The organism is Arthrobacter mobilis (assembly GCF_012395835.1).
Classification (GTDB): Bacteria; Actinomycetota; Actinomycetes; order Actinomycetales; family Micrococcaceae; genus Crystallibacter; species Crystallibacter mobilis.
The window spans coordinates 34,030-52,017 of record NZ_JAAZSQ010000018.1 but is presented as its reverse complement, the minus strand read 5'-3'; the positions used below and the strand labels follow the sequence as shown (position 1 = coordinate 52,017).

Genomic DNA, 17,988 nt, shown 5'->3' with positions numbered 1-17,988 from the left:
CCTGCCTGCCCCGGCGTTCCTGTAGGCAGCAAGTGAACTAGGGTGGGAATTATGAGGCGTGCGAAGATTGTGGCCACCTTCGGGCCGGCCATTGCCAGTTACGAGATGACCTTGGCGGTGCTCAGGGCAGGAGTTGACGTGGCGCGGCTGAACATGAGCCACGGCGACCACGGCATGCACCAGGAAACCTACGAGAACGTGCGCAAGGCCGCGGCCGAGCTGGGCAGGCCGGTGGGGATCTTCGCGGACCTGCAGGGACCGAAGATCCGGCTGGGCCGGTTCGCCGACGGCCCGCAAGAGCTGGCGGCGGGGGACCGGTTCACGATCACCGTCGAGGACGTGCCCGGTACCAGGGAGGTCTGCTCGACCACGTACAAGGGCCTGCCCGGGGACGTCAAGCCCGGGGACCGGCTGCTGATCGATGACGGCAAGGTGGCCCTGCGCGCCGTCGCCGTCGACGAGGTAAGCGTGGTCACCGAGGTGATGGTGGGCGGCACCGTGTCCAACAACAAGGGGATCAACCTGCCCGGAGCGGCGGTGAACGTGCCGGCCCTGAGCGGCAAGGACGAGGCGGACCTGCGCTGGGCGCTGGCGGCCGGGGTGGACATGGTCGCCCTGTCCTTCGTGCGCAATGCGGCAGACGTCAAGCGGGTGCACGAGATTATGGACGAGGCCGGGCGCAGGATCCCGGTGATTGCCAAGATCGAAAAGCCCCAGGCGGTGGAGTCCCTGAGCGACATCATTGATGCGTTCGATGCGATCATGGTCGCCCGCGGGGACCTGGGCGTGGAGCTGCCGCTGGAGGAGGTTCCGGTGGTGCAGAAGCGGGCCATCGAGCTGGCCCGGCGCTGGGCCAAGCCGGTGATCGTGGCCACCCAGGTCCTGGAGTCGATGATCGAAAACCCGCGTCCGACGAGGGCCGAGGCCTCGGACTGCGCGAACGCCGTGCTCGACGGGGCCGACGCGGTGATGCTCTCCGGGGAAACCAGCATCGGGGCCTACCCGCTGGAAACCGTGGAGACCATGGCGAGGATCATCGAGTCCACCGAACAGCACGGCCTGGAGCGGGTCCCGCCGCTAGGCTCGCGTCCGCACACCCGTGGCGGGGCGATCACCCGGGCCGCGGTGGAGATCGCCGATCAGCTGGACGCGCGGTACATCTGCACCTTCACCCAGTCCGGGGACTCGGCCCGCCGGCTGTCCCGGCTGCGCCCGGTCAGGCCGATGTTCGCGTTCACCCCGCTGGCCTCCACCCGCAACTTCATGGCGCTGATCTGGGGCATCCAGCCGATACTGGTGGACTTCGCCTCGCACACCGACCAGATGACGGCCCAGGTGGACAAGGTCCTTTTCGACGCCGGCCTGGTGGAAATCGACGACCTGGTGGTCATCGCCGCCGGATCGCCCCCCGGCGTCGTCGGCTCCACCAACATGGTCAAGGTCCACCGCGTCGGGGACCTGGCCGACGCCGGCGGGAACCTGCCCCGCCGCCGCGAAAAGGTCGGCCCCTGGCCGGCCAACCCGCCCGCCTGAGCCTGGGGCGGGCACAAAAGCGGCCGGCCGATGCCTTCGGGCACCGGCCGGCCGCTTCCGTTTGTGTCCGGGAGCGTCCTTAGTGGACCTGGTTGATGATGGTCTCGGCGACCTCGCGCATGCTCAGCCGGCGGTCCATGGACGTCTTCTGGATCCAGCGGAAGGCCTCGGGCTCGGTCAGGCCCATCTTGGTCATCAGCAGGCTCTTGGCCCGGTCCACCAGCTTCCGTGTGGTGAACTGCTCCTGCAGATCCGACACCTCGGCTTCGAGCGCCTTGATCTCCTGGTGCCGCGAGAGGGCGATCTCGATCGCAGGCACCAGATCCGCCGGAGTGAAGGGCTTGACCACGTAGGCCATGGCGCCGGCGTCCCGGGCGCGCTCCACCAGTTCCTTCTGGCTGAAGGCGGTCAGCAGCACCACCGGGGCAATCCGGGCCTTGACGATCTGCTCCGCGGCGGAGATGCCGTCCATCACCGGCATCTTGACATCCATCAGGACCAGGTCGGGCTTGAGCTCCTGCGCCAGCTGGACGGCCTTTTCGCCGTTGTCCGCCTCGGCGACGACATCAAATCCTTCCCCGCGCAGGATCTCGACAATGTCGAGGCGGATGAGTGTTTCGTCTTCGGCGACGACAACGCGGCGTGTGGGGGCGGACTCTGTTTGCTCGGACACGGCGGCTCCTTGAAGGCGATCGGTTGAACCGTGTTACGGGTTCACGCAAATAGCCTATCGGCATGTAGAGTAGATTTCCGCACGGACGAAACATGACGGTCTTCACAGGTTTGGCAGTGATGGCCGCCGGAAGCCGGCGACAGGCCCGAGTGGCGGAATTGGCAGACGCACCGCACTCAAAATGCGGCGCCGAAAGGTGTGTGGGTTCGAGTCCCACCTCGGGCACGGGGTTTCCCCAAGTCAGATAGGTATTCCTCTTTGAGTGCGTGCACTTTGTGCACGGATGCCTCTGGCTTGTTTTCCGGGAGGGGTGCGGGGGCCCGGCGGGATATGGAGTTGTCCGGTCGGGGGAGTTGCTGGCTTACCCGGTGGCGGCCCCGGTTGCGGCGGGGCCGTTGGTGGTGTGGTTCCCCTTTCTGTTCTGCCGGTGCCGGCGGTTTTCCTGCCGACACCTCTCCATGCGCCGAGGCGGCTTCGGGAACATGACCTGAGCCAGCCATTGGCGGAAATATTCCGGCGGGACGTCAAGTGCCTGCCTATGCACTGAGTGCGCTGTTGACAAGGCCGGATTGACTGCCTCCGCAAGGTGTGAGGGGGAGCATGCCCCTTAGTAGTCGAGACGTCGTTAGTAGTCGAGACGTCGACTTTGGTGCATGCTAACAGCGTCCCTGAGGGCGTGAATACAGAAACACATGTACTCAATGCCGGGAATTTGGTGGCAGCCGCGGCATAGTTGCTGTGTGATTGATCAGAAGCCGACACGCGCCGCAATTTATGCCCGAATCTCTGCCGACTTGGAGCAGGAAGGCAAAGGCGTAGCCCGTCAACTGAAGGATTGTAAAGCCTTGGCGGCGGAGCGTGGCTGGACTGTTGTCGGTGAGTATGCGGACAACGACATCTCGGCATACTCGGGCAAGATTAGGCCGGAGTATGAAAGGCTCCAAGACTCCATGCGCGCTGGCGACGTGGACGTAGTCGTTGCTTGGGCAACGGACCGGCTGTTTCGCCGGTCCAGACAGCTCGAAGACTGGATCGACCTCTGTGAGGAAACGGGGATCGGTATTCACTCGGTCACGGCCGGCACCGTGGACCTCTCGACACCAACGGGGCGGGCCGTGGCTCGGGCTATGACGGCGTTCGCTTCACTTGAGGTTGATATGTTGACGCTTCGAGTGCAGCGTAAGCACGAGGAGCTGGCCGAATCCGGAGCCTGGCCTGGCGCGCGCGTCTACGGGTATGCGAAGGATTCGGCGGTCATCCCAGAAGAAGCCGAGATCATCCGCGAGATGGCGGACCGCGTTTTGGCGGGAGAAGGATTCAATGAAATCGCTCGTGATCTGAACCGTCGCGGCGTGAAGACAACCCGCGGGGCACAGTGGCGGGCCGCCACTATTGTCGGCATCCTGCGTGCACCACGCCTAGCCGGTCTCCGGGTCCACCAGGGACGCATCGCCTCCAAGGGGACTTGGGAGCCGATTCTGTCCGAGGAATTGTCGGCCGTCCTGCGGGCGCGATTGGCTCCCGGACGCTCCCAAGGGACCCGCGGCGGCCGCAGGAAGCACCTGCTTGTCGGGATCCTCAAATGCGGCCGATGTGGCACCGGTATGGTCCGCGGCCTTGGAGGCAAGACGAAGACCCCAAACTACCGCTGTCCTAAGAACCAGGGTGCAGCCGCGTGCGGCCGAATGACGGTCGTCGCCGACAAAATTGAGACTTGGGTTTCAGAACAGGCCTTCCATACTGTGCATCTGGCTGCCGGCAAGCCGGCTCCAGACGAGGGGGAGTGGCTGCAGAGGACCAAGGAGCTAGCAGCGCGGCGTGAGCAGCTCGGTGCTGACTACGCCGAGGGACTGATCGACAGGGAGACCATGCTGGCCGGTACGAAAGCCATCCGCGCCCAAGAGGCACAGCTTCAGCCCCCTACGGCGAGGAAGCCGAAACTCCAGGTGTCCGAGGATAGGCTGCGCGCTGCCTGGCCGCATATGACTACCAGTGAGCAGCGCTCGGTGCTGGAAACGCTCATCGAGCGAATCACCGTAAACCCTGTCCTCATCACGACTGGTGCGAAGAAGTTCGATCCGCGCCGCTTCGAGATTGAGTGGAAGGTCTAGAGTGAGTCTCCTGATGCAGTGAACCAGCCCCGGGCCCAGCAGCAGTACCAATGGCCACCGCGTCGCCGGACATGGGCCTCTGATTCGCTCCGGACTAGCGTGACGGGACTGGTCGCCACGTTTAGCACCATGAACAAAAAGGGGAGTGCAGATGCCCACCGGTTCCAAACACAAGCGCACAACAGAAATCGAGTTCGACGGCGAGGGAAACGAAATGCGGCGTTATTTCGTAGAGTGTCGCTGCACGCTCGGTGAAGATCACGACGATGCTGGCGTCGTTCATAGTCCCTATAGCGGCGATGAGGAGGACGAAGGCGAGGCCATCAGCGTCTATGACGCGGCCGATATATGGCGCTCGAGCGGCATGGACGAGGACTACACGTTCGGGTACAGCGAGGACGAGCTTGGCCGAGCCGCGGACGAGAAGTGATGCCGCGATTCACGGTCCTGATGCCGCCGGGCAACATGACGCCTAGACTCGCCCATCTCCGTCGCCTGGGATGGGGAGGCACGTCCTAGGCTGCCGCAGCGGCAGCTTCCGCAGCCCTAGACTCGGCACGCTCGACAATAGACCGAATTCGCGCGAGAGCCCCACGATCCTCCCCCTTGGGCGGAAGCCCCTGCTCGGTGCGAGTAGAAGTGACCCATGCTTTGACGTTGTTGTTGTCCATGGCCGCTCCTATGCGGAGGGCGTTCCGGGCCGGTGTCACTATTTCGCTCGCAGTGGCAAAGATCACAGGCCTCCCATGAATAGGGCCTGTGGGACATGCAGCGGCAGGCCACGTGGACGTGTGAAATGTGGGCCGGGTGCCCGCTTGCCAAACCTGATTTGAGAGCGGCAGGAATACTCAGCATTGCGCTTATCGATGCTCGCTGCGGTCATGTCGCGATGTGCAAGCTCCTTCGTCTGGATGCTCCACGGCGAATTGTGGCTCGTGCGCGCCTTCGGCAAAGGTCATTTACAGAATCCCTGTCTGGCCTTCGGCAGAGTTCGTGAACTTCCTGCGGGGACCTCAGATGGGATCGGAGTCACTTCTTGAGCTCGCGCTTGTAGGTGTGGACGTCTGCCCTATAGAGGCGGACCGTTCGTCCGATGGTTACGGACCTGAGGCGTCCGGCACCACCGCCGCGATAGATGTACGAGCGAAGGCTCATCTCTTTCATCTCGAGGCACTCGGCTGCTTCGGTGAAGTCCATGGTCTGTTGCTCAAGGAGGTCTACGAGCTGTTCCGGGGTCTGCTGCATGATCATTCCTGTCTGTGGCTATTGCCAAATCAATTGGCATAGGGTCACCCTAAGTGAGAACCGCTCAAAATGCAAATTCAATTTGCATTGATGGTATCCTGTGCTGATGTCATTGTCGGCACGGCTACGATTACCGTATGGCCAGGAAGCGCTCCAAAGAACCTCACCCTTTGCTCGCCGAAGCGGCCAAAGAGCTGATCGACCAGGACATTCGGCGCCTCGTGGTTAGGCAGGCGGCCGTGCTTGCCCCAAAGCTTGGGCGCAGCGAGGCCATGACCGCGGCAGCCCTTGCAGACGTGCTGGAGACCGGCGCGCTCCGCGAGCTGACCGAGCAGTTGACTCTTGATCTGGAGGAATCCGTCGACAGCGGCATCATCGCCCTGCGGCAGGACTTAGCCGACCTTATCGGGACGACCAGGTCAAACCTCGAACTCCGCTATAAAGACGCTCGTGCAGCGCGCAAGCCAGCTGGCAACGCCTGAAGGCTGTCAGGACTCCTGACGGCACCAGTGCCGGCACCCGCCTTGTCGAGAGGGTGCCGGCCCTGGTATGCGTGGGTCAGAAGATGTCCGGGGCGTAGTCGAGGGTCCGATGGCGGTCCCTGATGTCGAGGAGACTCTTGGCTATCCTTGCGTACTGCGGGTCGTCGCCCCGGACGATCGCCTCCAGCATCCGGTCAGAGCACTTGGGGTTGGCCATCACCCAGAACCGGATTGCAGGCCTCATCTGCCGCCATGCCCGCTCGAGGAAGCGCTCCGTCGCCGTCCAACTGAAGACGCAGTCAATCTGCGCCATCAGATCGTCCGGGTAGCGTTCGGTCATCTCGAAGCTGCGCTTCCAGATGGCGTCCAGGACGCGGACGTCGGCCAGCGGGTGGTGGATCAGGACGTGGGCCGCTTCGTGACTCTTCAGGGGTGCCGTGCGGGCAGCCTCCAGCAGCGACTCGGCATCTGGGAAGTCCGGCGTTCGCCAGTCCTGGCCCAGTTCGTCGCCACAGGTCTGGCGAAGCTCCCAGATCCCAGCCAGGTCCGCCTTGGCGGCTGCATAGTCGTAGGTCAGGCCCTCTGGCAGGTTCACGCCACTTCCTCCACCTGCCGGATGAGCGTGCATTCGTAGCACCCCATGATTTCGTCTTCCGCGGCGACGATATGCTCCTCGCACGTCTCAGCCGGGATGTCGAAGGCCGGCGTCGGCCGGACCGGGACGGCCTTGACAGGGATCTCCGGCGTTTCCGGCCCGTTGCCTTTGTCCAAAGGCCTATTCCCGCGGAACTGGCGGACGTGCTGGTACAGCTTGCTGTTGTTCTTGCCGGGCGTCATTGAGACGTAGTCCGAGCGGACCAGCGCAGCTAGAGCTTCCTGAATGGTTGGGCGCTTGCCGCCGACACCGCCCTGAGCATGGGGCTTGGCGATCTCATTGAAGGTGTGTTGGCCACCCACCGCCTCGAGCCACGCGGAGCACCTCTCCGCGAAGATCCGGACATAGTCCTTGCCGCCGGTCTCGGCGCCCTCCCAAGGCGTCAGCTCGATGACCGGAACCGTGCCGGTGGAGTCCACCTTGAACCGTGCTGCCTCTTGGAGACGGTCCTTACCGGCCTCGGGGGCGCAGTGACCGCGGACGTTGCCGGGACGGTCCTTGCCCACGCTAAGCTTCAGCACGCCGGCACGGCCGACTCCCAGCGGGGCGATCACGTCCACGGTGATGGCGGTGCCGGTCAGGATGCTCATCTTCGCCTGGCCGCCGATGCCGAAGCGGCCGCGGGACTCCGCGTCCTTGGTGACGTGGTCGATCATGACAACGGCCGCACCGGTGTAGTCGGCGATCTTGCGGGGGAACCTGCGGCCCCACACGGTGATGGAGTCGTTGTCCTTGGTGGCGCCGCCGGCGACGGTCAGGGACTCGGTGACCCCGTCGATGATGGCCAGGTCGTACGGTTTGGAGAGGACCTGGCCCCAAGCGATGGCTTCTGCGTGGTTCGTGTCCGGATCGACGGCCGGGTTGACGTAGGTGAAGTGTTCCAGGATTGCCGCCTTGCGCACCTGGAATACGTTCACCAGGCGGGCCACGATGTTCGCCGGATCCGACTCGAAGTCGACATACAGCACCTTGCATCCGGCCTTGACCAGCCTGGCGCACTCCCACTGAGCGACCATCGACTTGCCGGACTCGGACTCGCCGTGGAGCGAATGGATCTCGCCGCGGTACCACAGTGCCTGACCGTCGCTGCGCACCAGGAACTCCGGGTGCTTCGGCTCGATCCGACCTTGCAGGTAAGAAGTCAGATCGATGGGGTCCCAGCTGGCCACGGCCTTGACAGTGCCCTCGGCCTTCTCCTCGTCGGTTTCCAGCAGGTCCTCGGGGACCTCGACCAGGTCTTCCAGGCTCAAGCCGGCGGCCAAGTGGTCGCTGACGTCAGCACCGACCTTGTCCAGCGGGGTGTGCACGATCTCGATCTTCCCACCGAGGCCGATCTGCGCCTTCATCAGGTCTTCACGTACCCGCTTGGCGTAGCTGTATCCGACCTTGTCTTTGTCGGCGATAATGGTCACTTTTCCGGCCCCCTCCAGGATGGACAGGTTCACGCCACCCTGACGTGGCGGCGTGCCGGCACCGGCATGGGTTGTCACGGCTACCTCGCCGACACCACGGAGCGCCTCGACGTCCCCCTCGCCCTCGGACCAGAACAGCCGCTTGCCCTTCTTGGCGGCCTGAAATGCTTCGACTGCGTTATAAAGCGGCATCATGTCCGACTCGCGCAGATCCCCCAGAACGTCCGGGTAGCTCTTGTCGTAATCGAACGACTTCTTACCTGGGACGGGGCTCTTCAGATGGCGGAACTTGATGTGGGTGAAGTACCACTTGCCCTGGTGGTCCGTGAACGAGTATTCGGCCTCCTTGGTACGCGGGCCGTGGTCTACATTCGACTTCTTGGCCGCCTTGGGCTTCCGAGACTGAATCGCGACGACGTTGCTGCCGGACCCGGTGCCCTTCATCTGCGTCTCGAGGGCAGTCATGATGTCCTTGTACTCGCAGCCGTGCGAGAAGCACTTCGCCGCGACCTTGCCGTCGATGACCCGGATGCTGCAGTTCTCGTCCCCGCCGTCGTGGGCTGGGCACTGACACATGATGCCGCCGTTCGACTGGGGGGAGTGCGACAGTCCGAGGCTGTCGAGGGCCTGAATGGCCTCATCCAGGGTTGATACAATGGGGGACGTACTCACCGTACACCTGCTTTCTCGCAAGGCCGGTCCGTTCCAGCGGGCCGGCCTTTTGCTTGATCCTTCAGCCGAATGGTCGGCTGCGTGCTGACGGCGATCGAAGAAGCGAGGATTGCAAAATGATTTTTGCATCATGCTCCCATTGCCGTCGTACTGCGCCTATGCAGGGCTGGTGAGGGTTGGTGACACTTTTTTGGGGAGAGTCTTCTGCGGACGTTCCGAGTGGTTACCGGATGGTCTGAAGAAAATGGGTTATTCGGGTGGTGACTGATTCCCACCCCTATACCGGGGGGTGGGAATCACTCACTTCGAGTGGTTCCCGGACATTCAGGAACCACTCGGGAACCGGTCACTCACAGGAGCATCTCAGGGACATCTCCGCTCGAGAGGCGCCGTTCCTCGGCACACGGACGGAGACGGTCCCGCTCACCCGGCAGGCATTCGGAGATGGGGGAGTGCGAGCCGCCCGATTGTCGGGCCTAACTATTCACAGGAAATGTCGAGGCGGTCTGCAAGGACCGGCCTAACATCGCTACCCGCAGGGAACGTAGGTTTTCCCGCCCGGGGCATAACAACGGGGGCCGGTGTACCCGTCGTAGCCGGACCCCGGACTTGATTCCGTGCCGGAATACGGGCTCGAGGGGGCAGGAACAATGGCCGGTGCCTCCAGCTCGTTAAGCCGGGATTCCAGCTCGCTGATCCTCGTGCTGGCATCACCCGCGGAATCCTCGAGCGGCATTGTGAAGTACGGGCTGAAACGGGCGTACAGCCGGTGCATTGCCGGGCCTTCGTCCCGGTCGAGTTTCTCCAGACGGTCATGCAGTTTCATCGCCCGGTTGTAGGCCTTTTCCAAGGCGCCGATTGACTTCCTGATGGCCGCAGCCGATCCCGAGCTCTCGTCAACCGCATCCCTGAGCGCGCGGTCGATGCCCTTCTGGGCCTTAACAACCGAGGCGGCAAACGTGCACCCGTGGTCGGGGTCGAAGAGGCCTCGGTTCTTCTTGACGGCCTGGTCCTCGATGTCCTCCATGTGATTCCAATCGACGGATGGGCCATGGACAGGGGCATCCGGTTCCACAAACGCCATGCCCAAGCCTTGGGTGACAATGCCCTCCACCACGGATTTCTCGTTGACTTCAATGCCCACGACGTCCATGCCTTCGGGGGGATCGTCCGTGGTGTGGATGGTGACCTTGGAGCCCACCGGCAGGACCTGCCCCAGATGGACCCGCGCCTCCTTAGCCAAACACTTCGCCTCTTCGGTTCCCGCTGCCGGATCGGGGACGGCTACTTCCCCGAGGCGGAAGGTGCGCCGGTCGTCGCCCTGCTCGGCGACGAAGGTTGAACCGGTCGGTACCTCGACTACTGTCCACTGATCTCCCGGCGCGAACGCCGCCCGCAGCAGGAAGCCGGCTAGGCCGATGACGACGAGCAGGGCTGTGCCGCCATTCATGCCTTTGCTCGGTGCTGCCTTCTTCGGCCGCGAAGTTTTCACGGCTCCTGCCTGCCGGTCCGGGCGGCAAGGCCTGCTGGTTCAGCTGTCAATGTTCATACCCCCGCAACGAGCGTAATCCACCAGAGGCCGGAATCACCGGAACCGGGATCGCCCGCTGTCCGTGTCAAAACAATGCAACCACGGCTGGCAACCTGCGGACACCTCCAGGACGATCGGTTCGATGAGCATGGCATGCACCGGCGTGCGTCCGGTGGTGAGCCGGTCGGGGCCACGACCTTGTCCCCGGGCATGTGTACGGAGGCCGGCAGGTGTCTCTCCACAGTTTTCAGGGAGGGGTCGCACCCGTTTTGACAGGCAATTCCCCACCGTGGTCTGATCGCCCTTGGCAGCAGTCCGGGTGGGGGCGGGTGTTGCCGCTGCGGTCTGCTGCAGCGATCCCTCCGCCACTGGATCCGTTGCAAGGAGCGAACATGACATTGACCCCGGATTCCGGGGCCACGGCCACCGTTGACGAGGCCGTTTCCACCGAGAAGACCACACCCGCGCAGGGGGCCCACATGCCGCGGTACGCCGCCGGACTGGCCCTCGTGCTGGCCGCCTACTGCGTGTCGGGCCTGGGCAGCTTCATCAGCTACCGCCTCGGCGGGGAATCTCTGAAGACGTTCGCCGCTACCATCACGGTCCTGATCCCGCTGCTGGCCGCAGCCGGCTTTATCATTTTACCGGCCCGGCCGCTGAACCGGATGGGTGCGGTGGCTGCTGCTGCTGCAGCGTGGCTCGGCGGGTACTTCATCCCGTCCGCCCTGAGGCAGGTGGACGACCTCGACACCGCGATGCTCCTGGGGAAACTCTGGGGAGCCGTTTTCACGACACTGATCGTGGCGGCCTGGCTGATTGCCAGGACGCGATCCCGGACGTCATTGGCGGTCGTCCTGCCCGCGGCTGCCGTGCTTTCGTTCATCCTGATGTTCGTCATCGCCGCGATTCCTGCCGATGTCTACATGTACTTCCCGGCCGCATTCTTCCTCCGGCTCGGGCTCCTGGGCGCACTGGCCTGGGCCGCCTGGGCCATCGATAACCGCGGGCAGTTGCAGGGCGTTTTCCAGACCTCGGCACCGACTGCAGGCAGGCATTCAGCGGCTTCCGTTCCGGCCATGCCGGTGCAGGCTGGAACGAACGGGCTGGCGATCGCCGCGTTCGTGATGTCGCTGGTGCTGCCGGTCATCGGCCTCATCCTCGGCTACATGGCCAGCGGGCAGCTGAAGCGTGAAGGCGGCCAGGGCGCCGGACTTGCCCAGGCCGCGATCATCATCAGCTGGATCTTCATCGGACTCTGGGCAGTGGGCCTGCTCATCTTTGTGATGGCAGGAATCGCGGCGTCCAGCTGACGACCGTCCGGACATGGAGAAGCCCGCCGTCCCATTCCGGGGCGGCGGGCTTTTTACCGGTCTCAGTCCCTGGCCGGCGGCCTGCCGGTCGCCGAATCCAGTCCAGCTTCGGTCATGATCTGGTCCAGGTGAGCCTGGATGTAGAGCGGTACGTCCCGGTCCTGCATTTCGGAGGCCAGGGACGGCAGGCGCGCTGCCATGTCCCGGAGCAGGGCGAGTTCGTCGAGCAGCGGCCTCAGCACCTGAACCTGATGACCGGCGAATACCGTATCGGACTGGCTCGTCCCGTATTCGCTGGCGGGGCAGGGGAATTTGACCGATGCTCGGCAGGTGCAGTCCATGCGGAAGGTGCCATCCACCCGGTACTCGTCTGCGACATGGTGCCCCGCAAGCAGCTTCACGGCCTCGGCGTTGATGGCCTCCGCCGTCTCCGGGTTGGGGATCAAGCTGCCTTCACCTCGGTGATGAACTCGGCCAGGTGGACGGCCATGCCGCCGTGCCGGGGCGTGGCCGGAGTCAGGGCGTGGATGAGGCCGAACCTGGCGCCGGATCCGAAGGCGACGCTGCGGGCGTTCTCGAAGGTGGACAGGCGGTAGTGGTCCCCGTCCTCGGGGGTGTAGGAGTGCCTGACGCAGAACTCGTGGTCATCCGGGACGGTGAGGGTCACCTCGGCAACCACCGTGTCCTTCGGGATGCTGTCCCGGGCCGTTGCCAGGTCGCGGAACAGTTCCGGCTGGCGGGCTCGCAGTTCGGCCGGCCCTTCGCCGGCCCGGATGTGGGTGAAGGCATTGATGATCATGCCTATCTATGTGTGCGGCGCCGGGACGCAGTCTCACCGGCCCGGAAAGCAGAGGACCCGCCCCTCCGGTTTGGAAAGGCGGGCCCATGGTGTCGAGCTGCAAATCAGGCGGCAGCTTCGACGGCCGTGTAGTAGGCGGAGAGCTTGACCGGCTCCCAGTGCTCCGGGGCGAGCCGGGCCAGCTCCGACTCTTTGGGCTCCATCGACAGAGTCAGGAAGTACTCGTCGCCGACCTTTTTCACGTCCGGGAAGAGCATGTAGCCCTGGCCGTCCACTGTCGGGGTGTGCAGTTTGCGCGGGGCCTGGGGGTAGCGGTTGCCGTCCAACGACAGGCGTGCCAGTTCCTTGGCGATTTCCTTGCCCTCGGGGGTGCGCTTGGCCGGGACTGCCCAGGTGCTTTATCCGTCACGGCGCCATCCGGCGGGCAGTTCCTCGCTGTACGACTCGATCTGGAAGCCGGTGACCGAGAATCCGCCGTCGAGGAATCGGGTTCCGAACAGCGTGCGGCCGCCAAGCTTCTCCTCGAACGCCTTGGTGTCGTTCCGAAACGCCTCCTCCTTGACCTCGCGCTCGGCAAGGTAGGCGTCGATGATTCCGGGCTGGCGGGACTTGAAGCCTACGGCGGGGTTGGACACGGGTGGCTCCTCGATTCGGCGTACTGGTCAGGCACTATGTGTGCGGAGGCGGCAGCTGCTCTTCCCGGCAGCAAAAAAGCCCGTCGCCTCAGGGGGCAGCGGGCTGTGCCGGACCGGCTCCTCCTACAACATTCCGGTGGCCAGCGCGACGGGGATCGGCATGGTGAAGGCCGCAATGTCACGGTTGGCCAGGGCCTGGCGGTTCAGCCCGGCGACACCGACGAGGGAACCGTCCTTGAACAGAATCATGGCCGTCCCGGAGTGCACGATGTCGTAGCGGGAACCGGCGTCCTTCCAAGACATCAGGTCGGTGAATTCCGCTTGGTTGTAGGATCCGTTACCCAGCAGGTCGGCGGCGGAAAGGAGCCCGGGAAGCTGCTGCGAGTAGTGGCCGAGGAGGCGGTCGAGGTGAACCTCAAGGATTTCGGTGATCATAGGGGGCCATCCTTTCACGCGCCAGGTCGAGGCCGTGGGTGTCGGGTCACGCCGTCTCAGGCCTGCCACCGGCGGGCGATGATCTCGGGGATCGTCTCGCCGGTGACTGCCTGCAAGGGGTCGGAGCCGACACGGGAGACGAGTTCGAATTCGATGCCCGGCTGTGCCGAGGCACCTCGGAGGCGTGCGCGTAGGCGGCGGCAAGGTTGGGGTGGGCAACGGGGTCGCCCGTGACGGTGGAGTAGGAGGAGAACAGGGCAGCCCACTCCTTGGCGGGCGCGGCTGCGTCAGTATCGGTCATGACCTTAATGTGTGCGGCAGGGACTGGTGTCCTCCCCGGACGGCTAATCGTCGTTCTCGTACCCCAGGATGCTCTCGATGTTCTGCCTGAACTCGGGATCCTCCACCAGGGCCGACGCGATCTCTTCGGTGGTTTGGTCGTCCACCATCCGGATTTTGCCGGGTCCGGCCTCGGCCCGCTCGGAGAGGTCAGCTCCAATCACGTCTTCGACGCGATGGGTCCAGCTGTATCTATCGAGGGCCGCAGCCGCCGTCCGGGAGTCGATCCGGCCCATGCCTTCCGCCAACGCTCCCTTCTCGATTTCCCTGTTGAGCTTCTCGGCAAACAGCTCGGAATTGATGCCGACAACCTCCGTTCCGGAGAAGATCTTCACTACCGGCCATTCCGGGATGTTGAAACCGCCTGCGCCGAAGTACTTCCCGGAGCCCTGTCCGGATCCCGGCTCCCATTCCGGGCCGGGCCCATAGGTACTGCCACTGGTCATGTCGTCCACCTTTGCCTACAGGGATTCGATGATCCCCACCACCAGTAATGCGACGGATGCCGCCAGAAGGATGGCCCCCAGTCTGACGAGCCGGGCCTTGGAAATCAGACGGTTCATGTCGGTCCGCACCCGCGGGATTTTCACCTGGGCCAGGGCGCTTGCGAACTCAAGGTTGGTGGCCTTGTCGATGTTGTTGAACATGAAGTTCAGGTCGGCGGCGCCGGATTTCATTGGCATCAGGGCCCAGATGCCGATCACGGCCGCCGCCACGGCCATGCTGATTGACCCGACGATCCAGCCGTTCATGATCTTGCCCGTGGTGAGGGTTGCGGCGATGCTCGCCGCGCCGACCAGCAGGACGGCTCGCTGCTGGATGCCGCTTCCGCTGGTGGCGACGGTGTCTTCCTGTCGCGCGACCTCGTTCAGGAGAGTGTCCAAATTCAGCAGAGTGTCCGAGGGCGGGCCTTCGGGCCCCGGTTTTCCGCCGGGTGAGCTACCCGCTTCGACCGGCGCCGGTTGGCCGCGGCCGAGAAGCCATGCGATGAAGCCGAGGTAGCCGGCAACTGCGGCGCCCGCCAGGAAGCGGGTAGCCCGGTCCATGCAAAGACCTCCCTCCGCCGTTGGCCTAGACGTCACGGGCACGGCTGACTGCCCGGTGAAGCATATTGTGGGGGCGGTGCGTTACCGGCCCGTTACGGGCTGCCGGATGACATCGCGGGCCAGGCGGTCCAGGCCGGCAAGCAGCCGGGCACAGGCGTCGTCGATGCTCTCAAGAGCGCTTACCCTGACGGCCAGATCGGTGCCGGCCAGGCGCACAGAGTCGACGGTCGCCTGCCCGCCTTTCCCGTCCGGGAAGGTGCGGCCGACCAGGAGCAGATCAGGGTGGCCGTCGATGGGGAACTCGGCAGTCTCAGGGTCGGGGTGTTCGGGTCGGGCTTGGTCTTAGTGCACATAACTCCCCATGTGTGCGGCGAACGGAGGGTGCCTCACCAGGCCTGCCGGATTGGGCCGGCACTCCGGTAATCGCCAGGGCTCCGGCTGGGGTTACACCCCGTGCCCGTCCCGGTCCTGCTCGGGTATGTCCTGGAGGAACAGGTCGGCGACTTCGTAGTCGAAACCGCGGCGCCGGTGCAGTTCGGCGACCGCGAGCAGGTGGAACCGGGCCAGGCCCATACCGGGCCGGCGGGGCAGGGACAGGATCAGCACCGGGTCGGTCTGGTCAGCCTCCAGGCCGGTGCCGTCAATGTCAGAAACCCAGGAGCGCACCGCGGTCGCCTCGAAGCCGTCGCGGGTGCTAACCGAGGTGAGGGTGACGATCTCCTGGGGCAGCTCCGAATCGATGAAGTCGAAGACCGGCCAGGCCATGCTGCGCCGGTATACCTGCCGGTCCGTGACGGAGTCCATGAGCGAATCATCCACCCCTGGGCCGGGCAGGGGAATAGTAAACCGGATCTGCCTCCGGACTGTGATGTCGTGCCAGCAGTGCTAATGGGGTGCCGGCGGGCCCTTCGGCGGAAGGTCTTCGAACTCACCGGCTAGGCTCCGGTATCCCGGTGCGAGCCAGTGCGGGCGCATCCGCGGGAAGATTCTTGCACCGATCCACAGGATCTCCAGGCACAAGGCGGCTCCCACGGTCAGCAGCCCGACCACCTGGGGGACTGACTGGCCGGAAACGGGTAGGAACAGCAGGGCCAGTCCCACAAGGAACAGTACGAGCCCCAGGTTGTAAGAAGCATCAGTCCGCCTGAAATAGCGTTTTTGCAGCTCAAAGTCCTTCTTCTGGACACGCTCTGCGCCAACGAGGAACTCCGGACGAGGATTGCCGCTCTCGTCGCGAGGTAGCCAGGCCAGACGCTCCGCGGGCGGGGCCGCATACTGGAGCCCGGAGAAGGTGAACTGCAGGGCGAACACGAATGCAGCCGAGGCGGCGACGAACAGACTCGAACTCCATTCGTAGAGGACGGGGCGCGTACCCGCAGTCATCAGGCCCATCGCTGCGGCCAGCGAAAAGCCCGCCAGCAGCGCTGAAACAGTCGTCATCGAGCGGTACGCCTCTACCCGGCCCAGTGGGTAGTCGAACTTCCAGCGCCGGTTGGGAGCCCCGATCACAAGCTGCCGTTTGATTGAGAGCACCAATCCTGATGGTCGATTTTCCCCCGACGGCGGCCTTCACCGCACTCAGGGCACACGTCTTCATCGAGAGGAGAAGCCTCCTCGCCATCATCTTGGGGATCGTCCCCCAGATGACCGTAGAGTACGGCTTGGGGATCGTCCCACCCATGATCGTCAGATCCGTCCTGGGAAGTGTCCCACCAGCGATCATCAGGTCCGTCTGCATTTCCCGCCGACATATGAACTCACAATCCGGGCACTCTTGCTTGATAGGGGCCCATTATGGCCTGCGGAGATGAGGGGTTCAAGGGGACTGGTGCGCCTCGCGCAGCTCGAGGGCTCGGAAGTTCCGGCGCAGCAGCCGTAGCTGCCGGACCTTCTCATCGGACCAGCCGAACTTGGCGGCCAGCTCGCGCATGGCCGGTCCGTCCCAGCTGACTACGACCCCGTAGATCCAGGCCGTGTCCCGGGCGTCGCCCCAGTACATGGAGCCGAAGCTGATCGCATTGTGCAGGGCTTCGAGCGGGCCCGTGCCGCCAGGTTCCGTGGCCCAGTCGGTTGCCATGATGACGGTCGGAGTGCTCATCCTTTTCCTGCTTCCTTCTGCGCCTCGGCATCTTCAATGGCTTCCGTTGTGCCGATCCGCTTGACCTCGTCAAGGGCGTCCAGGGCATCCGGATAGCTGCCGCGGCGGCCGCCCTTGTCCCACCGGTTGATCATGGCCCAGCCGCCGTCCTCAACGGCGGTCAGGACCATCGGGACCATGGCTTCGTTCAGAGGCTGGTGCCGGGTCCAGGGCTCGTCCCGCCCATAGGCCTCCTGCAGCTCGCGGGTGGCCTCGAAGATGCGGTCCTGCAGCGGGACGGCACCCGGCTCGAGGTGCTCACCGTTCAGCGGATAGGGAGCATCAGGATCCATCGGTTCCTCCGGTGGTGTCGTTGAAGATGTACGCGGTGCCGTGGGCACGGACGCGGCCTCCGGGCAGCACGTTGTCCGCGGTGCGGCCGCCGTCGGCCTCCCAGATGAAGTGGCCTTCCCCGGACATATACTCCCATCGGGTGCCCTCAGCATCGACTGCGGTGAAAACATCGGCCAGCGGCGGTTTCCAGTTGGGGTCGCCGGCCCAGATGCCCATGTCCCGGTGGTTCGGGGCCTGGTGCTTCCGGATGACCACGAAGTTGCGGCGGGTGATCGTGTACACCTTGTGCGGGCAGTTGAACTCGCAGACCCGCTCCTCGAAGGTGGCGGAGCGCTCGTCCACGGTGACGGTCTGACCGATCTTCATCGCGCAGCCACATCCGGCTCGGTGACGGGCTCCCAGGCTCCGGCCATCCGGCGTTCGACGGTGTAGCCGCGCTCGAGCATCAGGCCGATGTGCCACGGATCCAGGTCCTGCCAGCCCCAGCCGTTGTCGCTGCGGTCCACCCGGTAGACCCAGGCAGGCTCGAAGGCCTCCAGTGCGTCCACCAGATCGTCCCGCAGGTCATGGAAGTCATGGTCCGGGTAGTTCTTCAGATCGGCGATCTCACGCAGGCGCTTCAGCAGTTCGTCCATGAAGCCCCATGTGTGCGGAAGGCCCGCGCCCGCTCTCCGGGCAT

At 64.4% G+C, this 17,988-nt stretch carries 24 protein-coding genes and 1 tRNA gene; 6 read left to right on the top strand and 19 right to left on the bottom strand.

Features of this window, described 5'->3' with window-relative positions; genetic code table 11:
• Positions 1 to 51: 51 nt before the first annotated feature.
• Positions 52 to 1,533, top strand: a complete 1,482-nt coding sequence (gene pyk / locus HGG74_RS16020; RefSeq protein ID WP_168487958.1) for a pyruvate kinase — start codon at positions 52 to 54, stop codon at positions 1,531 to 1,533.
• A 79-nt stretch (positions 1,534 to 1,612) separates the two neighbouring features.
• On the opposite strand, the gene HGG74_RS16015 is transcribed toward pyk, so the two are convergent.
• The gene (locus HGG74_RS16015; RefSeq protein WP_168487957.1) at positions 1,613 to 2,206 is read right to left on the bottom strand and encodes an ANTAR domain-containing response regulator; all 594 of its coding nucleotides are present in this window, start codon (positions 2,204 to 2,206) and stop codon (positions 1,613 to 1,615) included.
• Positions 2,207 to 2,349: 143 nt separating this feature from the next.
• On the opposite strand from HGG74_RS16015, the gene HGG74_RS16010 reads away from it, so the two are divergent.
• The 3 genes from HGG74_RS16010 to HGG74_RS16000 all read left to right on the top strand — a co-directional run bounded on the left by HGG74_RS16010 (position 2,350) and on the right by HGG74_RS16000 (position 4,747).
• Positions 2,350 to 2,431: transfer RNA gene (locus HGG74_RS16010), tRNA-Leu, on the top strand.
• Between the two features lie 515 nt (positions 2,432 to 2,946).
• Entirely contained in the window at positions 2,947 to 4,317 is a 1,371-nt protein-coding gene (locus HGG74_RS16005) for a recombinase family protein (RefSeq protein ID WP_168487956.1), read from the top strand.
• Positions 4,318 to 4,468: 151 nt separating this feature from the next.
• Entirely contained in the window at positions 4,469 to 4,747 is a 279-nt protein-coding gene (locus HGG74_RS16000; RefSeq protein WP_168487857.1) for a hypothetical protein, read from the top strand.
• 599 nt (positions 4,748 to 5,346) lie between these two features.
• Here the strand turns inward: HGG74_RS16000 and HGG74_RS15995 are convergent.
• On the bottom strand, positions 5,347 to 5,562 hold the full coding sequence (locus HGG74_RS15995) for a MerR family transcriptional regulator (protein WP_168487954.1): 216 nt from the start codon (positions 5,560 to 5,562) through the stop codon (positions 5,347 to 5,349).
• A 137-nt stretch (positions 5,563 to 5,699) separates the two neighbouring features.
• On the opposite strand from HGG74_RS15995, the gene HGG74_RS15990 reads away from it, so the two are divergent.
• The gene (locus HGG74_RS15990; protein ID WP_168487953.1) at positions 5,700 to 6,044 is read left to right on the top strand and encodes a hypothetical protein; all 345 of its coding nucleotides are present in this window, start codon (positions 5,700 to 5,702) and stop codon (positions 6,042 to 6,044) included.
• A gap of 76 nt (positions 6,045 to 6,120) precedes the next feature.
• Here HGG74_RS15990 and HGG74_RS15985 read toward each other — a convergent pair whose 3' ends face one another.
• The 3 genes from HGG74_RS15985 to HGG74_RS15975 all read right to left on the bottom strand — a co-directional run bounded on the left by HGG74_RS15985 (position 6,121) and on the right by HGG74_RS15975 (position 10,275).
• The gene (locus HGG74_RS15985) at positions 6,121 to 6,639 is read right to left on the bottom strand and encodes a hypothetical protein (protein WP_168487952.1); all 519 of its coding nucleotides are present in this window, start codon (positions 6,637 to 6,639) and stop codon (positions 6,121 to 6,123) included.
• Entirely contained in the window at positions 6,636 to 8,783 is a 2,148-nt protein-coding gene (locus HGG74_RS15980; RefSeq protein ID WP_168487951.1) for an AAA family ATPase, read from the bottom strand. Before HGG74_RS15980 ends, HGG74_RS15985 begins: the two co-directional genes overlap by 4 nt.
• 529 nt (positions 8,784 to 9,312) lie before the next feature.
• Positions 9,313 to 10,275 (bottom strand): thermonuclease family protein, encoded by a 963-nt coding sequence (locus HGG74_RS15975; protein WP_168487949.1) that lies wholly within the window; start codon positions 10,273 to 10,275, stop codon positions 9,313 to 9,315.
• A gap of 431 nt (positions 10,276 to 10,706) precedes the next feature.
• On the opposite strand from HGG74_RS15975, the gene HGG74_RS15970 reads away from it, so the two are divergent.
• Positions 10,707 to 11,624, top strand: a complete 918-nt coding sequence (locus HGG74_RS15970) for a DUF4190 domain-containing protein (RefSeq protein WP_168487947.1) — start codon at positions 10,707 to 10,709, stop codon at positions 11,622 to 11,624.
• A 62-nt stretch (positions 11,625 to 11,686) separates the two neighbouring features.
• On the opposite strand, the gene HGG74_RS15965 is transcribed toward HGG74_RS15970, so the two are convergent.
• From HGG74_RS15965 to HGG74_RS15905, 14 genes are all read right to left on the bottom strand, one after another.
• A complete protein-coding gene (locus tag HGG74_RS15965; protein ID WP_168487945.1) occupies positions 11,687 to 12,070 on the bottom strand; it encodes a hypothetical protein in 384 nt (127 codons plus the stop codon).
• A complete protein-coding gene (locus tag HGG74_RS15960) occupies positions 12,067 to 12,423 on the bottom strand; it encodes a hypothetical protein (protein WP_168487943.1) in 357 nt (118 codons plus the stop codon). Before HGG74_RS15960 ends, HGG74_RS15965 begins: the two co-directional genes overlap by 4 nt.
• A 104-nt stretch (positions 12,424 to 12,527) precedes the next feature.
• The gene (locus tag HGG74_RS15955) at positions 12,528 to 12,749 is read right to left on the bottom strand and encodes a hypothetical protein (protein WP_168487941.1); all 222 of its coding nucleotides are present in this window, start codon (positions 12,747 to 12,749) and stop codon (positions 12,528 to 12,530) included.
• A gap of 72 nt (positions 12,750 to 12,821) precedes the next feature.
• Positions 12,822 to 13,058, bottom strand: coding sequence for a hypothetical protein (locus HGG74_RS15950; protein ID WP_168487939.1), 237 nt, complete (start codon positions 13,056 to 13,058; stop codon positions 12,822 to 12,824).
• Between the two features lie 123 nt (positions 13,059 to 13,181).
• Positions 13,182 to 13,493 carry a hypothetical protein gene (locus tag HGG74_RS15945; RefSeq protein ID WP_168487937.1) on the bottom strand — a complete coding sequence of 104 codons (312 nt, stop codon included), beginning with the start codon at positions 13,491 to 13,493 and terminating at the stop codon, positions 13,182 to 13,184.
• A gap of 344 nt (positions 13,494 to 13,837) precedes the next feature.
• Entirely contained in the window at positions 13,838 to 14,278 is a 441-nt protein-coding gene (locus tag HGG74_RS15940; protein WP_168487935.1) for a hypothetical protein, read from the bottom strand.
• A 15-nt stretch (positions 14,279 to 14,293) separates the two neighbouring features.
• Positions 14,294 to 14,878 carry a hypothetical protein gene (locus HGG74_RS15935; RefSeq protein WP_168487933.1) on the bottom strand — a complete coding sequence of 195 codons (585 nt, stop codon included), beginning with the start codon at positions 14,876 to 14,878 and terminating at the stop codon, positions 14,294 to 14,296.
• 81 nt (positions 14,879 to 14,959) lie between these two features.
• Entirely contained in the window at positions 14,960 to 15,094 is a 135-nt protein-coding gene (locus HGG74_RS21990; RefSeq protein WP_281356157.1) for a hypothetical protein, read from the bottom strand.
• 228 nt (positions 15,095 to 15,322) lie between these two features.
• Positions 15,323 to 15,682 (bottom strand): hypothetical protein, encoded by a 360-nt coding sequence (locus HGG74_RS15930; RefSeq protein WP_168487931.1) that lies wholly within the window; start codon positions 15,680 to 15,682, stop codon positions 15,323 to 15,325.
• 81 nt (positions 15,683 to 15,763) lie between these two features.
• Complete coding sequence (locus tag HGG74_RS15925; RefSeq protein WP_168487929.1) at positions 15,764 to 16,411, bottom strand: hypothetical protein; 648 nt, start codon at positions 16,409 to 16,411, stop codon at positions 15,764 to 15,766.
• 283 nt (positions 16,412 to 16,694) lie between these two features.
• Positions 16,695 to 16,976, bottom strand: coding sequence for a hypothetical protein (locus tag HGG74_RS15920; protein ID WP_246262952.1), 282 nt, complete (start codon positions 16,974 to 16,976; stop codon positions 16,695 to 16,697).
• The gene (locus HGG74_RS15915; protein ID WP_168487927.1) at positions 16,973 to 17,308 is read right to left on the bottom strand and encodes a hypothetical protein; all 336 of its coding nucleotides are present in this window, start codon (positions 17,306 to 17,308) and stop codon (positions 16,973 to 16,975) included. The genes HGG74_RS15920 and HGG74_RS15915 overlap by 4 nt, the downstream gene beginning before the upstream one ends.
• A complete protein-coding gene (locus tag HGG74_RS15910) occupies positions 17,298 to 17,675 on the bottom strand; it encodes a hypothetical protein (RefSeq protein WP_168487926.1) in 378 nt (125 codons plus the stop codon). Before HGG74_RS15910 ends, HGG74_RS15915 begins: the two co-directional genes overlap by 11 nt.
• A complete protein-coding gene (locus HGG74_RS15905; RefSeq protein ID WP_168487924.1) occupies positions 17,672 to 17,944 on the bottom strand; it encodes a hypothetical protein in 273 nt (90 codons plus the stop codon). The genes HGG74_RS15910 and HGG74_RS15905 overlap by 4 nt, the downstream gene beginning before the upstream one ends.
• Between the last annotated feature and the right edge of the window lie 44 nt (positions 17,945 to 17,988).

Coding starts and splice junctions, on each gene's coding strand:
- HGG74_RS15945 (WP_168487937.1), bottom strand. CDS start 13,493: ATGATCACCGAAATCCTTGAGGTTCACCTCGACCGCCTCCTCGGCCAC.
- HGG74_RS16000 (WP_168487857.1), top strand. CDS start 4,469: ATGCCCACCGGTTCCAAACACAAGCGCACAACAGAAATCGAGTTCGAC.
- HGG74_RS15910 (WP_168487926.1), bottom strand. CDS start 17,675: ATGAAGATCGGTCAGACCGTCACCGTGGACGAGCGCTCCGCCACCTTC.
- HGG74_RS15940 (WP_168487935.1), bottom strand. CDS start 14,278: ATGACCAGTGGCAGTACCTATGGGCCCGGCCCGGAATGGGAGCCGGGA.
- HGG74_RS15905 (WP_168487924.1), bottom strand. CDS start 17,944: ATGGACGAACTGCTGAAGCGCCTGCGTGAGATCGCCGATCTGAAGAAC.
- HGG74_RS15960 (WP_168487943.1), bottom strand. CDS start 12,423: ATGATCATCAATGCCTTCACCCACATCCGGGCCGGCGAAGGGCCGGCC.
- HGG74_RS15990 (WP_168487953.1), top strand. CDS start 5,700: ATGGCCAGGAAGCGCTCCAAAGAACCTCACCCTTTGCTCGCCGAAGCG.
- HGG74_RS15995 (WP_168487954.1), bottom strand. CDS start 5,562: ATGCAGCAGACCCCGGAACAGCTCGTAGACCTCCTTGAGCAACAGACC.
- HGG74_RS15930 (WP_168487931.1), bottom strand. CDS start 15,682: ATGGACTCCGTCACGGACCGGCAGGTATACCGGCGCAGCATGGCCTGG.
- pyk (WP_168487958.1), top strand. CDS start 52: ATGAGGCGTGCGAAGATTGTGGCCACCTTCGGGCCGGCCATTGCCAGT.
- HGG74_RS15915 (WP_168487927.1), bottom strand. CDS start 17,308: ATGGATCCTGATGCTCCCTATCCGCTGAACGGTGAGCACCTCGAGCCG.
- HGG74_RS15920 (WP_246262952.1), bottom strand. CDS start 16,976: ATGAGCACTCCGACCGTCATCATGGCAACCGACTGGGCCACGGAACCT.
- HGG74_RS15935 (WP_168487933.1), bottom strand. CDS start 14,878: ATGGACCGGGCTACCCGCTTCCTGGCGGGCGCCGCAGTTGCCGGCTAC.
- HGG74_RS15970 (WP_168487947.1), top strand. CDS start 10,707: ATGACATTGACCCCGGATTCCGGGGCCACGGCCACCGTTGACGAGGCC.